The sequence below is a fragment of the Vibrio sp. 1CM7H genome (genome assembly GCF_023161645.1).
Lineage (GTDB): Bacteria > Pseudomonadota > Gammaproteobacteria > Enterobacterales > Vibrionaceae > Vibrio > Vibrio diabolicus.
Genome location: NZ_JALNTV010000006.1, coordinates 147101 through 162469, shown reverse-complemented (window position 1 = coordinate 162469; position 15369 = coordinate 147101). Strand labels below are relative to the sequence as shown.

11 protein-coding genes are annotated in these 15369 nt (G+C 46.8%); 9 read left to right on the top strand and 2 right to left on the bottom strand.

What is annotated here, in order from left to right; all coding sequences use genetic code 11:
- Positions 1 to 5 precede the first annotated feature (5 nt).
- Positions 6 to 779: a potassium channel family protein gene (locus tag MSG33_RS19075; protein WP_248381750.1), complete on the bottom strand. Its 774-nt coding sequence runs from the start codon at positions 777 to 779 to the stop codon at positions 6 to 8.
- Between the two features lie 105 nt (positions 780 to 884).
- On the opposite strand from MSG33_RS19075, the gene MSG33_RS19070 reads away from it, so the two are divergent.
- The 3 genes from MSG33_RS19070 (at position 885) to hldE (ending at position 6596) form a co-directional block, all read left to right on the top strand.
- Entirely contained in the window at positions 885 to 2141 is a 1257-nt protein-coding gene (locus MSG33_RS19070; RefSeq protein ID WP_005395942.1) for a methyl-accepting chemotaxis protein, read from the top strand.
- Between the two features lie 113 nt (positions 2142 to 2254).
- Complete coding sequence (glnE, locus tag MSG33_RS19065) at positions 2255 to 5098, top strand: bifunctional [glutamate--ammonia ligase]-adenylyl-L-tyrosine phosphorylase/[glutamate--ammonia-ligase] adenylyltransferase (RefSeq protein WP_248381748.1); 2844 nt, start codon at positions 2255 to 2257, stop codon at positions 5096 to 5098.
- Positions 5099 to 5165: 67 nt separating this feature from the next.
- Positions 5166 to 6596, top strand: coding sequence for a bifunctional D-glycero-beta-D-manno-heptose-7-phosphate kinase/D-glycero-beta-D-manno-heptose 1-phosphate adenylyltransferase HldE (gene hldE, locus MSG33_RS19060; protein ID WP_012842166.1), 1431 nt, complete (start codon positions 5166 to 5168; stop codon positions 6594 to 6596).
- Between the two features lie 178 nt (positions 6597 to 6774).
- On the opposite strand, the gene tolC is transcribed toward hldE, so the two are convergent.
- Positions 6775 to 8103 (bottom strand): outer membrane channel protein TolC, encoded by a 1329-nt coding sequence (gene tolC, locus MSG33_RS19055; RefSeq protein WP_012842165.1) that lies wholly within the window; start codon positions 8101 to 8103, stop codon positions 6775 to 6777.
- Positions 8104 to 8332: 229 nt separating this feature from the next.
- On the opposite strand from tolC, the gene nudF reads away from it, so the two are divergent.
- From nudF to parC, 6 genes are all read left to right on the top strand, one after another.
- The gene (gene nudF, locus MSG33_RS19050; RefSeq protein WP_170902359.1) at positions 8333 to 8983 is read left to right on the top strand and encodes an ADP-ribose diphosphatase; all 651 of its coding nucleotides are present in this window, start codon (positions 8333 to 8335) and stop codon (positions 8981 to 8983) included.
- Positions 8983 to 9426, top strand: coding sequence for a DUF1249 family protein (locus MSG33_RS19045; protein WP_248381746.1), 444 nt, complete (start codon positions 8983 to 8985; stop codon positions 9424 to 9426). The genes nudF and MSG33_RS19045 overlap by 1 nt, the downstream gene beginning before the upstream one ends.
- A gap of 61 nt (positions 9427 to 9487) precedes the next feature.
- The gene (gene cpdA / locus MSG33_RS19040; protein WP_046874001.1) at positions 9488 to 10294 is read left to right on the top strand and encodes a 3',5'-cyclic-AMP phosphodiesterase; all 807 of its coding nucleotides are present in this window, start codon (positions 9488 to 9490) and stop codon (positions 10292 to 10294) included.
- Between the two features lie 47 nt (positions 10295 to 10341).
- Positions 10342 to 10926 carry an esterase YqiA gene (gene yqiA, locus MSG33_RS19035; protein ID WP_248381744.1) on the top strand — a complete coding sequence of 195 codons (585 nt, stop codon included), beginning with the start codon at positions 10342 to 10344 and terminating at the stop codon, positions 10924 to 10926.
- A gap of 248 nt (positions 10927 to 11174) precedes the next feature.
- Positions 11175 to 13055 carry a DNA topoisomerase IV subunit B gene (gene parE / locus MSG33_RS19030; protein ID WP_006743361.1) on the top strand — a complete coding sequence of 627 codons (1881 nt, stop codon included), beginning with the start codon at positions 11175 to 11177 and terminating at the stop codon, positions 13053 to 13055.
- A gap of 3 nt (positions 13056 to 13058) precedes the next feature.
- Entirely contained in the window at positions 13059 to 15344 is a 2286-nt protein-coding gene (parC, locus tag MSG33_RS19025) for a DNA topoisomerase IV subunit A (protein WP_248381742.1), read from the top strand.
- Positions 15345 to 15369 lie beyond the last annotated feature (25 nt).

Genomic DNA, 15369 nt, shown 5'->3' with positions numbered 1-15369 from the left:
TGGTCCTATTTTTTTGTCTTTGTTTTGCTTTGTTGCAGCTCGTTTTCTATGAAGTCGAGTCGTTCTAGTATTTGCGCTTGTTGGCTTAGGAGCTGCTCTAGCATACGTTCTTTATTGATTGAGCTGTGCGTCTGTTGTTTTGTCGGGGCAGTAAGGATAGAGGTGATAAGACCCGAAATCATACCAAAGATCCCCACACCACAAACAATGATGATGACGGCTAAAAACTTTCCTATTGATGTCACCGGATAATGATCGCCGTAACCAACGGTTGAGATCGTTACGAATACCCACCACAAAGCATCGGCGCCAGTGCGAATATTCGCTTCTGGGTTTTTCGCTTCGATAAACAGCATTGCACTAGAACCGAGCGTAATGAGGATCACCATCAACAGTAATATTGAGGCGACCGTGGTTTCGCGGCGGTTTTCTTTGAGCTGATGCAAAATGAACTTCGACGAGCGCAGTACTAATACCACTCGAAGAATATGAAAGATACGAGCAAAGCGCAGTGGCTCTATTAATGGGATGCTCGCCACGAAATCTATCCAATGACGTTTAAGAAATAGCCACCGATCTGTGGACCGGATCAAATCAATGGTGAGCTGTAATAGAAAAATACTACAGATTATGAAATCCAGACCGATAAGAACTTGACGGGTTTCGTGATCGATCGGGAAAAACAACAAGCCAGAGATCACAAATAGTGCCATAAAAGACAATATTAGTGACAACAGGCCCATCGGTCGTGTGCTGTCTTTGATATCATTGTTTTTCATACGAAGCTCGAAATAAATCGCGTAACCACGCTAAACGCGAACATAACTATAAGTAATATAAAGATTATAGATAAAGACTATATAAGACTCGGTGGAGAACTGACAATGGAAAAGCTGGCATTTAAGCCATGGGAAAGGGTCATATCCGACATTCGACTGGTTCCTAAAATGGTCATGTTGATGGTCTTCAGTACTGTCCTGATAGTGGCAAAACAACTGTGGGACGCGAACACCTTTTACGATTCACTTTTAGCGGCGACACAAAATGCGCAAGTTGCCCAACAGCATTACGAAGCATATTTAACGCAAGTTGCTTGGCAAACTGCCTTATTGATTGTGGTTTTTGTCGTGCTCTTATTAGCGGCGGCTAGAGTGATGCTGCGTCAAACACAGTATCTGAGCGACGCGATCAAACTGATGGCGAGCAAGAACCTCTCCGTGCCATTTGGTATGGATTGTAAAGATGAATACGGAGACGTGGCACGTGAATTAGAAAAGACACGTCGCCAACTGCACGATGTGATTCAAATGCAAATCAACGCTTCTGATGAGTTATCCACACTCACGGAAGTGATGACGCTGAGCATGTCGGAAACGAAGGAGTCTGCGCAAGAAGAGTTTAACGAAATTGATCAACTTGCGACGGCGATGAGTGAAATGTCATCGACGGTGCAAACCGTCGCAGAACATGCCCAGACGGCGTCTTCTCTTACAGAGCAAGCTTCCGCACAAGCGATTTCTGGTCAACAGTTCTTGCAAAGTACGATGGCGAAAATGAGTGAACTCTCGTCGGACATCGCTTCATCGGCGCAGGCGGTTAACCAGGTCGAAGAACGTGTTGAATCCATTGGTAGTGTTGTGGGTACGATTCAAGGTATCTCTGAACAAACTAACCTGCTTGCACTGAATGCGGCGATTGAAGCGGCGCGAGCTGGCGAGGCGGGTCGTGGTTTTGCGGTGGTTGCAGATGAAGTTCGTAACCTTGCACAACGTACACAACAAGCGACGGTAGAAATTCAAGAGATGATTGCTCAGCTGCAAACCAGTGCAGAATCTGCTGTAGAACTCATGGAGAAAAGCGTAGTGGAAGCGGCCGACGGAAACGAGCTGGTTTCTAATGCTGGATCTGAGCTCGATGGTATTGTTGGGCAAGTGACGCAAATCAATGACATGAACTTCCAAATCGCGACGGCGTCTGGTCAGCAAAGTAGTGTTGCAGAAGAGATGAGTCAAAACCTCACCAATGTACGTGAGCTGGTGGAAGCCTCGGTTGTGGTTGTGACAGAGCTGCTAGAAACTTCTGAAATGATGCAAAATAATGCTGGCGAGTTAGACAAGAAGATCAAATCTTTCCAAGTTTAATATTCCATCCAGAACTTTTGATAAAACGCCCACAAACCTTTTGTGGGCGTTTTTATTTGCTTTAAGTCTGGTATAAAGAATGAGTTACCGTGCTTTTCAAACAAGGAAGAAAAATGCAGCTGCCTTCGCCACTGATTTCTATCGCTGAATCTGCCGTACAAAATGCTCAAGAGGCAGGTTATTTTCCCCTTTGGCCAGATGAGATTGCGCAGCAATTTCGCTATGTGGCGGGCTTAAGCCAGTTTATTACCGAAGCCATTCATCGCGATGAAGTCCTAGCGCGTGAGTTGCCAAACATGTTAGCGCAACCAAGCCGTCAAGAATCTTACCGTTCACGTCTTGCGGCACTGCTGGGACAATGCCCGGATGAGATGTCTGGTCATCGCGTGTTGCGTCAGTTTCGCAACCGAGAAATGGTGTACATTGCGTGGAAGGATTTCATGCATGCATGGTCGCTAGAAACGTCTTTAAGCCACTTATCCGAATTGGCTGAAGCGATGATTTTTGAAACCTATCAATGGCAATATCAAGCGTGTTGTCAGGAGTGGGGAACGCCGACGAGTGAGGAAGGTGAAGTACAGCCGATGTTGATTATCGGCATGGGGAAACTGGGTGGCGGCGAGTTAAACTTTTCTTCCGATATCGATCTGATTTTCACGTATCCAGAAAACGGTGAGACACAAGGCGCGCGCCGCAGTATTGCCAATGCCCAGTTCTTTACTCGCCTTGGTCAACGCATCATCAAAGCGCTCGACCAACAAACCTTCGATGGTTTTTGTTACCGTGTCGACATGCGACTGCGTCCGTTTGGTGAGAGTGGTCCATTAGTCATGAGCTATGCGGCACTAGAGGATTACTATCAAGAACAGGGACGTGACTGGGAGCGTTACGCGATGATCAAAGCTCGAGTGATGGGGTGCGAAATGTACCCGCAATACCAAGAGCTACGCCAAATGCTGCGTCCTTTTGTTTTTCGTCGCTATATTGATTTCAGTGCGATTCAGTCTTTGCGTCGGATGAAATCGATGATCAGTAGTGAGGTTCGCCGCCGAGGTTTGAACAACAACATTAAGTTAGGTGCAGGTGGCATCCGAGAAATTGAATTTATCGCCCAAGTTTTTCAATTAATTCGAGGGGGGCGCGAGCCTTCTCTTCGTAATCGAGGGTTGTTGGAAACGCTGCAAGGCATTGAAGAGCTGGCGTTACTCACTTCGCAAGAAGTCAGCAGTCTAGAAGCCGCATACAAGTATTTGCGTCAATTAGAAAACTTGTTGCAAGCGATGGCGGACAAGCAAACCCAGACGCTGCCTGATTGCAAAACCGAACGCTTAAAGCTCGCTACCGCGATGCAAATGACCTCTTGGGACCAACTGATTGAGCAAACTCAGCAGCACATGGCGAATGTCCATCAAGTATTTGAGTCGTTAATTGGTGATGATGAAGAAGACGAGGGTACTACGGTTGCTCGTCATTTTCATGAGCTATGGGATATGGCGAACAAACAAGATGTGCTTGAACATATCTTGCAGCAGGATATTCAGGTTGAAGACTTTGCTTCATGCGCGAAAACCATCATCAACTTTAAAACCGATCTGGCTAAAAAAACGTTAGGACCGCGTGGACGCGAAGTGCTAAACCGTTTGATGCCGAAGGTGTTTGATGCGCTGTTTGCCCACCCTGATGCACAGTTTGGTTTACCGCGAGTGCTGCATTTACTACACAATATCTGCACACGTACAACTTATCTGGAGTTATTGGATGAGCACCCTGCGGCTCTAGTACAGCTCGTGCGTTTGTGTACCGCAAGCCCAATGATTTCAGAGCAGCTATCTCGGTATCCGATCTTACTCGATGAGTTGATCGATCCTGCACAGTTGTACAATCCAATCCCATTAGACAGTTACCGTACAGAGCTGCGTGATTATCTGGCCCGTATTCCAGAAGATGATATGGAGCAGCAAATGGAAGCGTTGCGTCAGTTTAAGCAAATCTGCATTTTACGTATTGCGGCGGCGGATATTGCTGGTGCATTGCCGGTGATGAAAGTGAGTGATCACTTAACCTATTTGGCGGAAGCTATCGTTGATGCGGTGGTCAGTCAGGCTTGGTTGCAAGTGTCCGAAAAATACGGCGAGCCAACGCATGTGAAAGATCGTGAAGGCAAGGGTTTTGCCGTCATTGGTTATGGCAAAGTCGGTGGCTGGGAACTCGGCTATAACTCCGACTTGGATATCGTCTTCATGCATGACTGCCCAGTCAATGTCTATACAGATGGCAAAAAGGAAATCGACGGCCGTCAGTTCTACCTTCGCCTAGCGCAGCGCATCATCCATATTTTCTCGACTCGCACCGCTTCCGGCATTTTGTACGAAGTCGATACCCGATTGCGCCCATCTGGCGCGTCAGGTTTGTTGGTTAGCCCAACCGATGCGTTTGACGATTATCAGCATCAAGAAGCCTGGACATGGGAGCATCAAGCACTTGTGCGCGCGCGCTTGATTTACGGCGATGAACCCCTTGCCATTGCATTTCACAATACGCGACATGATGTGTTGTGCAAAGCGCGCGATCGGACGGAACTGAAAAAAGCCGTTGTCGAAATGAGAGAGAAAATGCGCGGTCATCTTGGGGGGAAAAAGCCCGGCCGTTTTATGCTCAAGCAAGACGTGGGTGGGATTACCGATATCGAATTTCTCGCTCAGTACTTAGTGCTCAACTATAGTCGCGATAAGCCGAAATTAACGCGTTGGTGTGATAATGTGCGCATCTTTGAAACACTCATTGCACAAAATGTCATGAACGAAGACCAGGCAATGCAGTTGATACGTGCCTACACGACAATGCGAAACGAAATACACCGACGAAATCTACTCAATTTAGATGCTGATGTGGTGGAAGATAAGTTTGTTGCCGAAAGGGAGTGGGTAAAACAGGCTTGGAATCAGTGGTTCAGTTAAGACCATATATTTAGCCTCGATAAGGGCTGTGATAAACTCACTTCGATTTAATTTTTGGAGACCAATAATGAAACCAATTCTACCTGATTACAACAGCGCTGGTGTGCTCATCATCGGTGATGTCATGCTAGATCGTTACTGGTATGGCCCAACCGGACGTATTTCTCCTGAAGCGCCGGTTCCTGTTGTAAAAGTAGAAAACAATGAAGAGCGTCCTGGTGGTGCTGCGAACGTTGCGATGAATATCGCATCACTAGGTGGCCATGCTCACATTGTTGGTCTAACAGGGGAAGATGAGCCTGCAAAAGTGCTGACGGAGACGCTGAGCTCACTCAATGTGAAATGCGATTTCGTTGCACTGCCGGATTACCCAACGATTACGAAGCTTCGCGTAATGAGCCGTGGACAACAGCTTATTCGTCTCGACTTCGAAGATAAGTTTGAAAACACGGATTCTGCACCTGTGCTATCGCGTATGGATGCCGCTCTGCCAAACGTTAAAGCCGTGATTATGTCTGACTACGCAAAAGGCTCGTTAGAGCATGTTCAGGCATACATCCAAAAAGCGCGCGCAGCAAACATTCCAGTTTTCATTGACCCTAAAGGTGCGGATTTTGAACGCTACCGTGGCGCAACACTTCTTACGCCAAACATGAAAGAGTTCGAAGATGTCGTTGGCAAAGTAAAATCAGACCAAGAGCTGGTTGAAAAAGCACTTCAGCTTGTTGAAGAGTTTGATTTTGAAGCGCTACTGGTTACGCGTAGTGAAAACGGCATGACGTTGATCCGCCGTGGTCAAGAGCCATTCCACCTTCCGACTCAAGCGAAAGAAGTGTACGACGTGACTGGTGCTGGTGATACGGTGATTTCTGTACTTGCAGCTTCAGTGGCGGCGGGTAAATCCTTCGAAGAAGCGTGTGCACTAGCGAATGCGGCGGCAGGCGTTGTTGTTGGTAAGCTTGGTACCTCGACCTTGTCTGAAATTGAACTAGCAGAAGCGGTACATGGCAGCCAAGACACGGATTACGGTGTGATTTCAGAAAAAGCGCTGATTGAAGCAGTGAAAAAAGCACGTGCACGTGGCGAGAAAGTCGTTATGACAAACGGCTGCTTTGATATTCTTCACGCTGGGCATGTTTCTTACCTCAATCACGCTGCAGAACTTGGTGATCGTCTGATTGTTGCGGTGAATACCGATGAATCAGTGAAGCGTCTTAAAGGGCCTGGTCGTCCTGTGAATCCAACCGATCGCCGCATGGCGGTATTGGCAGGTTTGGGCGCTGTGGATTGGGTAGTACCATTTAGTGAAGATACGCCGCAACGTTTGATCTCGGAAGTTTTGCCAAGCTTGCTAGTAAAAGGTGGTGACTACAAACCAGAAGAGATTGCTGGTGGTAAAGAAGTCATTGCTGCAGGTGGCGAAGTTCGTGTATTGAACTTTGAGGATGGTTGCTCAACCAGTGAAATCATCAATGCAATCAAAGGCGGTAAGGGCTAAGCCTACGATTTGTTGGCATTGAAACGCTATTTGTTTGTAAAAGGTCGCCAAGTGCGGCCTTTTTGATACTTGATGTTCTGAGACACTTTTCGTCTCTTAACGGCAAGCAATAAAAAACGCCAGCTGATAAATCAACTGGCGTTTTTATTTATTGAGAACTGAAGTATTCAGTCAGCAATTATTTTGCTGCTTTCAAACCTGCATCAACGTCTAAGATGTCTTGTTCGCTTAGCGTACCAACGGCTTGGCGTAGCTGAAGAACACTTAAGATGTAGTCGTAACGAGCGTTCGATAGGTTTTTATTCGCATCGTATAGACGACGAGTTGCGTCTAGCACGTCAACGATAGTACGAGTACCCACATCAAAACCTGCTTCTGTTGCTTCTAGTGCAGAGCGCGCAGAAATAACGGCTTGCTCATAAGCACGTAGTGCGCCGATAGAGGCGTTAATGTTGTTGTTTTGTGCGCGAACATCTTTTACTACGCTACGGTATTGTGCTTCAAGATCTTCACTTGCAGCCACGTACGCGTATTCAGCCTGTTTGGTTTGAGAGGTGACGTTACCACCCGTGTATAGCGGCACCGCAAGGTTCACACCGATATTGAAGTTGTCTGTGGTGTTGTCACGAGAGCTATGAGACGTATCCCCGTAGTTGTAACCACCGTCTAGAGACAGCGTTGGTAGATGACCAGAACTTGCTAGTGAAATATTGTCACGTGCGATATCTTGAAGAATACGTGAAGATAGCAAGGTCAGGTTTTTGGTTTTTGCTTCGTCAATTAGTGATTCAGCAGGCACGGTCGATGGGCTAGCAGTGAAGCGGCGAGTGTCCAAGATGTTGAGATCTTTGTGCTCTTGACCAGTGATTTCACGTAATGACTCGTAGCTGTTAGTCAGTGCGTTTTCTGCTAACACTTCATCCGCCAGTACTTGGTCGTACTGAGCTTGCGCGTCGTGTACGTCAGTGATCGCAGATAAACCTACTTCAAAACGCTGTTTTGTTTGCTCTAGTTGACGACCCACTGCGGCTTTTTCTGCACGGACGAAGACAAGGTTGTCTTGTGCGCGTAGAACTTCAAAATACGCTTGTGAAACACGAAGAATTAGTGCTTGTTGAGTCGCAGCGTAAGTTGCGTCTGCTTGACGAGCACTTTTCTCAGCGGTATCTAGCGAGATCCAAGATGCGCGGTTGTAAAGTGCTTGTGAAAAGCTAACACCAGCGGTTAGAGCGTTGGCATCGTTTGATACGTCATTGACTAGATTTGAGTCGTATTCAGTATCACCACGAGTTAAGTTGTAACCTGCTGTTAGGTTAATTTGTGGTAATAGAGCACTACGGCTTGAGGTGATTGCTTCGAAAGCTTGGTCACGTTGTGCTGCTACACTGAGCAATTGTGGATCATTTTGTTTTGCTAAGTCGTAGATTTCAGCCAAAGAGTCTGCGAACGCAGACGTACTCATGCTACCTAGCGCTGCACTGATAAATAGTGGAAGCAATTTTTTCATTTTCTATTCCCGCGGTCAATAGATTGGTTAATTCTCAGTAGTTTAACTCAATTTGCACGATATTTACTCTAAAGTTTGCACTTTTTTACACGTAATTATCCAGTTGTGCAATAAATTTTCACCAAAGACTTAAATTAATTTGTAACTATTGTACAAAAAGTTGAGCCAAGTCCTTTGAGCAAGCGAATAACAATGAGTAAACTACAAGATTCACTCAGAGAGGTGTCGAATGCAACAGTGTGACAAACAACAAAAGGATTTTACTTCGCAAGATGTAAAAGTCATCTCGAAAGAAACCTTATTTGAAGGCTTTTTCAAAATGGTGAAATATCGCTTTCAGCATAAGCTATTTGCTGGAGGTTGGAGCGAGGTTGTCGAACGAGAAATGTTCGAGCGTGGTCATGCTGCAGCGATGCTTCCTTATGATCCAAATACGGATCAAGTGGTTATCATTGAACAGATTCGAGTAGGAGCCTTAGAGCATCAACACCCATGGCAGCTAGAGGTTGTCGCGGGTATGATTGACCGTGATGAATCAGCTGAAGCCGTCATTCGCCGAGAAGCTGTCGAAGAGGCGGGGATACAAGTGGGGCGTGTTGCGCCAGTCACTTCTTATTATCCTTCTGCTGGCGGTTGCTCGGAAAAGTTGGACGTATTTGTTGGTGAAGTGGACGCATCTAAAGCGCACGGCATTCATGGTTTAGACTATGAGAATGAAGATATTCGCGTACATGTTTTGAGTCGTGAGCAAGCATATCAATGGGTGAAAGACGGAAAATTTGAAAATGGTGCGTCGATTATTGCGTTGCAATGGTTGCAATTAAACCATCAAGAGTTGAAGTCACAGTGGGGGCAACCCCAAATGGTGGAGAGTAAGTAATGGCACAAGTGGCTGAAAAAAAGAGGTATCATGTTGATTTAGCGGGTCTAATGAGAACCTATGAGACCAACTACGCTAAATTGAACGCCTTATTGCCTGCTTCTGCCGAAGTTGGGGATGTACGTTGCTACCAAGCGGCGAACATGGTTTACCAACTGACCGTGAATGAAATCACAAAATACACCACAGTTGTTGAGATATGTCAGAGTGATGAAACGCCAGTGTTTCCTTTACCGACGATGTCTGTCAGGCTTTATCACGATGCGAGAGTAGCCGAAGTATGCTCAAGCGGAGAGTTCTCTCGCATAAAAGCTAAGTATGATTATCCCAACGACCAACTGATGCAGAAAGATGAAAAGCATCAACTAAACACATTCCTCGGTGAATGGCTGACGTTTTGTTTACGAAGTGGTATCAGTAGAACACCACTTGCCTTCAATTGATCGTCACGTCACTAAAGGAAAATAACAAATAACGATATAGTGGACGAATCAGGTTTTCATTTTGCAATCATCTAGTGACAGCATCAAACTTTTACAAATTACGGATACTCATCTGTTTGCTGCCGATGAGGGAAGTTTGCTGAGCGTAAAAACGGCCGATAGCTTTAACGCTGTTGTTGCTGATGTTTTACGCCGCAACGTGACGTTTGATTACATCTTGGCGACAGGGGACATTTCCCAAGACCATAGTGCAGAATCTTACCAGCGCTTTGCCGAAGGCATTGAACCGCTAGAGAAAGACTGCTTTTGGCTGCCTGGTAATCATGACTACAAGCCCAATATGGGCAGTGTATTACCTTCGCAACAAATCAAAGCGGCAGAGCATGTATTGCTTGGCGCGCATTGGCAGTTGGTTCTTTTAGACTCGCAAGTTGTTGGCGTTCCTCACGGACGCTTGAGTGACCAGCAGTTAGCGTTACTCGAAGAAAAGTTAGCAGAACACCCAGAAAGGCACACACTTGTGTTGTTGCATCACCATCCATTATTGGTGGGAAGCGCGTGGCTTGATCAACATACCTTAAAAGATGCCGAAGCGTTCTGGCAGGTTGTCGATCGTTTTGATAACGTGAAAGGCATTCTCTGTGGTCATGTTCATCAAGACATGAATGTGCTTCATAATGGCATTCGAGTGATGGCAACACCCTCGACGTGTGTTCAGTTTAAGCCTAACTCGGATGATTTTGCCCTCGATACGACTTCGCCTGGTTGGCGTGAACTGCAGCTGCACGCTTGTGGTGATATTACGACTCAAGTGGGCCGACTTCCTGATGGCCAGTTCCAACCAGACTTCTCTTCTAACGGATACTAACGCGCCCGAGCTCTATGTTCGGGCTCGCTTTTTTGTGCGAGATATCTATGAGTAAACCTTCACTTCTTCTGTATATCCATGGCTTTAACAGTTCTCCACTCTCAATGAAAGCCAATGTGATGAGAGCATACTGCGAGCAGCATCGTCCTGATATCAAAGTGATTGTTCCCCAATTACCTTGTTATCCTCAACAAGCGGCGAAATTGTTGTTGGATATCATCGAGCAATATAAATACGACTATAACATTGGTCTGGTGGGCAGCTCATTAGGCGGCTTTATGTCAATGTGGCTAAATGACAAGTTTGGATTTAAAGCGGTTGTGGTCAACCCCGCGGTTAAGCCCTATGAGTTGTTAGTAGATTATTTGGGTGAGCAAACTAACCCTTATACGCACGAAACCTATACACTTGAAGCTTGTCATATTGACGAGTTAAAAGCTCTTGATGTACAAAGCATCGCGTCGCCACATTCTTTCTGGTTGTTACAGCAGACAGAAGATGAGGTTTTAGACTATCGACAAGCGGTAGATAAGTTTGCAGACGCTAAGCAAACAGTAGAACAAGGCGGTGATCACAGTTTTGTAGGCTTTGAGCGTTATCCTGCACAGATTATCGAATTTCTAGAACTGTAATTCGAAAGCGATTGGAAAAGGCTCATAGTTTTTATTGATATATCCAACCGTTTCTTGACATGGGCGGTATGCTTTCCGACTATGTTTTGCCAAAAGATCTTAAGGGTCGAGGACCCTGGCTACTTTGTTATGCATCATGTTTACAAGCACTTAGTGATGTGAACAGGGTGGCTTTTTCGTTTCCTGAGTATGGGTTCACCCATTGGTGATATTCAGGCAACAAGTAAACTTGAGAATAATTCCGTATTATGACTGAACAATATAATGCTGGTGCCATTGAAGTACTGAATGGCTTAGAGCCAGTACGTCGCCGACCAGGGATGTATACGGATACAGCGCGCCCAAACCATTTGGGCCAAGAAGTTATCGACAACAGTGTCGATGAAGCGCTAGCCGGACATGCCTCAAAAGTACAAGTCATCCTACATGCCGACCAATCACTAGAAGTGATTGATGATGGTCGAGGCATGCCTGTTGATATCCACCCAGAAGAGAAAGTGTCAGGCGTAGAGTTAATCCTATGCAAGCTGCACGCAGGTGGTAAGTTCTCTAACAAAAACTACCAATTCTCTGGTGGTTTGCACGGGGTAGGTATTTCGGTAGTAAACGCGTTGTCAAAACGCGTTGAAGTAACCGTTCGTCGTGATGGCCAAGTGTATGAAATTGCATTTGAGCACGGTGATAAAGTCTCTGACCTGACCGTAACCGGCACATGTGGTCGTCGCAATCGCGGTACCAGCGTGCATTTCTGGCCTGATGCGAAGTACTTCGATTCGGCTAACTTCTCTGTTACGCGCCTAGTCAACAACCTGCGCGCAAAAGCGGTTTTGTGCCCGGGCCTAGAGATTACATTAACCGACAAAGTTAATGGTAAAGACTATAAGTGGTACTACGAAGACGGTCTTAAAGACTATCTTGCGGAAGGAGTAAAAGGCTACCCAGTTATTCCTGAAGAACCATTTACTGGTGAGTTCTTGGCGGATACCGAAGCGGCAAACTGGGCGGTAATTTGGCAGCCAGAAGGTGGTGAGATGATCACCGAAAGCTACGTTAACCTGATCCCAACCGCTCAAGGTGGTACGCACGTTAATGGTCTACGCCAAGGCTTGTTAGAAGCGATGCGCGAATTCTGTGAGTTCCGTAATCTATTACCTCGTGGCGTGAAGCTAACGGGTGATGACGTTTTCGACCGCTGTTCTTACGTGTTGTCGGTTAAAATTCAAGATCCGCAATTTGCAGGCCAGACCAAAGAACGTCTGTCTTCTCGTCAAACCGCGGCATTTGTCTCTGGCGTAGTCAAAGATGCGTTCAGTCTTTGGTTGAACGAAAAGCCTCAGCTAGCAGAGCAATTGGCAGAAGTCTGTATCGCTAACGCGCACCGTCGTATGCGTGCAGCGAAAAAAGTCGTACGTAAGAAAGTGGCGTCCGGCCCGGCACTGCCAGGCAAGTTGACCGACTGTTCAGCACAGGACTTAAGTCGCACTGAAATCTTCTTTGTGGAGGGGGACTCTGCGGGTGGCTCGGCAAAACAGGCACGTGACCGTGAATTCCAAGCCGTGATGCCACTGCGTGGTAAGATCTTGAACACGTGGGAAGTCTCTGCCGATCAAGTTCTTGCGTCTCAAGAAGTACACGATATCTCAGTGGCTTTGGGGATTGATCCTGACAGCGATAACCTTGAGGGGTTGCGCTACGGTAAGATCTGTATCCTTGCCGATGCGGACTCGGATGGTCTTCACATCGCAACGCTGCTTTGTGCTCTATTTACTCGTCACTTCCGCGCACTAGTGGAAGCGGGTCATATCTATGTGGCGATGCCACCTCTGTATCGAATCGATTGCGGGAAAGAAGTGTTCTACGCCCTCGATGACGATGAAAAAGATGGCATCTTAGAGCGCTTGTCGAAGAAGAAAGCCAAAATCAACGTGCAACGATTCAAAGGTCTGGGTGAGATGAACCCACTTCAGTTGCGTGAAACCACCATGGATCCGAACACGCGTCGCTTAGTGCAGTTAACCATTGACGACTCTACGGCGACCATGGAAATGATGGACATGCTGCTAGGTAAAAAGCGTGCAGATGACCGTCGTTCTTGGCTACAAAACAACGGCGACTTGGCAGAGGTGTAACGGATGTCTACAGAAATTACCTACGATGGCGTCGAACAGTTGCCAATGCGCAAGTTCACTGAAGACGCTTATCTGAACTACTCGATGTACGTAATCATGGACCGCGCCTTGCCATACATTGGTGATGGCTTAAAGCCGGTTCAACGACGCATCATTTATGCGATGTCGGAGCTTGGTCTCTCTGCATCAGCAAAATACAAAAAATCTGCACGTACGGTTGGTGACGTGTTAGGTAAATACCATCCGCACGGTGATTCAGCGTGTTACGAAGCGATGGTATTGATGGCTCAGCCATTCTCTTACCGCTATCCATTAGTGGATGGTCAAGGTAACTGGGGTGCGCCAGATGACCCGAAATCATTCGCGGCAATGCGTTATACCGAAGCAAAACTGTCTAAGTTTGCTGAAGTATTGCTAGGCGAACTGGGCCAGGGTACGGTTGAATGGCAACCTAACTTTGATGGCACAATGAAAGAGCCACAAATGTTGCCAGCACGCCTGCCTCATATCCTGCTTAACGGTGTAACCGGTATTGCGGTTGGTATGGCAACAGACATCCCACCGCATAACGTTCGTGAAATCGCAGATGCGACTATTCATTTGATCGACAACCCGAAAGCAGAACTGCCGGACGTGATGCAATATGTTAAAGGTCCGGATTACCCAACAGAAGCAGAAATCATCTCGCCGCAAGCGGATATTGAGAAGATTTACCGCAACGGTCGCGGCAGCATCAAGATGCGCGCGGTATGGCACAAAGAAGGTTCTGATATCGTTATCACCTCTCTGCCACACCAAGTATCGGGTGCAAAACTGCTTGAGCAAATCGCCAACCAGATGCGTGCGAAGAAGCTACCAATGGTTGACGATCTTCGTGACGAGTCGGATCACGAGAACCCAACGCGTATCGTTGTGGTACCTAAGTCAAACCGCGTCGATTGTGATTTGTTGATGAACCACTTGTTCGCATCAACGGATCTTGAGCGCAGCTACCGCGTTAACTTGAACATGATTGGTTTGGATAATCGTCCTCAAGTTAAAGGTCTGGTGCAAATTCTGTCAGAGTGGATTGAGTTCCGTCGCACGACCGTACGTCGTCGTCTACAACACCGCCTAGACAAAGTCATGGCTCGCTTACACATCTTGGAAGGTTTGTTGGTTGCTTACCTAAACCTAGATGAAGTGATTGAGATCATCCGTACCGAAGATGATCCTAAAGCGGTATTGATGGCACGCTTCGGTATTACCGATATCCAAGCGGATGCGATTCTAGATACCAAACTTCGTCATCTAGCCAAGCTAGAAGAGATGAAGATTCGTGGTGAGCAAGACGAGCTAGAGAAAGAGCGCGAGAAGCTAGAACAGCTACTCGGTTCTGAGCGCCGTCTAAACACACTACTGAAAAAAGAAATTAAAGCAGACGCAGAGAAATACGGTGATGACCGTCGATCTCCATTGGTTGAGCGTGCAGAGGCAAAAGCGCTCACTGAACGTGATCTTGTTCCAAGTGAACCAATCACGGTTGTGCTTTCTGAAAAAGGTTGGATTCGTCACGCGAAAGGCCATGAAGTGGATGCAGAAGGCTTGAACTATAAGTCGGGTGATAAATACTTAGCGCATGCGCGAGGTAAGAGTAATCAGCCTGCGGTATTCCTAGGCAGTGACGGTCGAAGTTACTCTCTGGAATCGCACTCGCTGCCTTCTGCTCGTAGTCAAGGTGAGCCGATTACCGGTCGTTTGAATATTACGGCTGGTAGCAGTATTCGCCAAGTGATCATGAGTGAAGAAGATCAGCTGTGGCTGGTGGGCTCTGATGCAGGTTACGGCTTTGTATGTAAAGGTGCTGACTTGCTGTCTAAAAACCGCAGTGGTAAAGCGCTGGTCACTTTGCCGGCTAACTCTGAGGTCATGACGCCAAAAGCGATTGAAGATTTAGATTCTGATGAAATCTTAGCAATCACTAACCAAGGTCGCATGCTGCTGTTCCCAATCAAAGATCTGCCACAACTGGCGAAAGGTAAAGGGAATAAGATCATCAATATTCCTGCTGCTAAAGCAAAAGAGCGAGAAGAAGTACTATCTCACTTAATGTCTTTACCAAAAGGTGCATCGTTAACGCTGTACGCGGGTAAGCGAAAGTTGGGTCTTAAACCGTCTGACCTTGATAACTTCCGTGGCGAACGTGGTCGCCGAGGTGGGTTATTACCAAGAGGTTTGCAGCGAGTCACTCGCATTGAGGTTGAGCTGGACGATTCCGATACGACGGAAACACCGAGCGATAGCGAGTAACGCACAAATAAAAAATCCCAGCCAA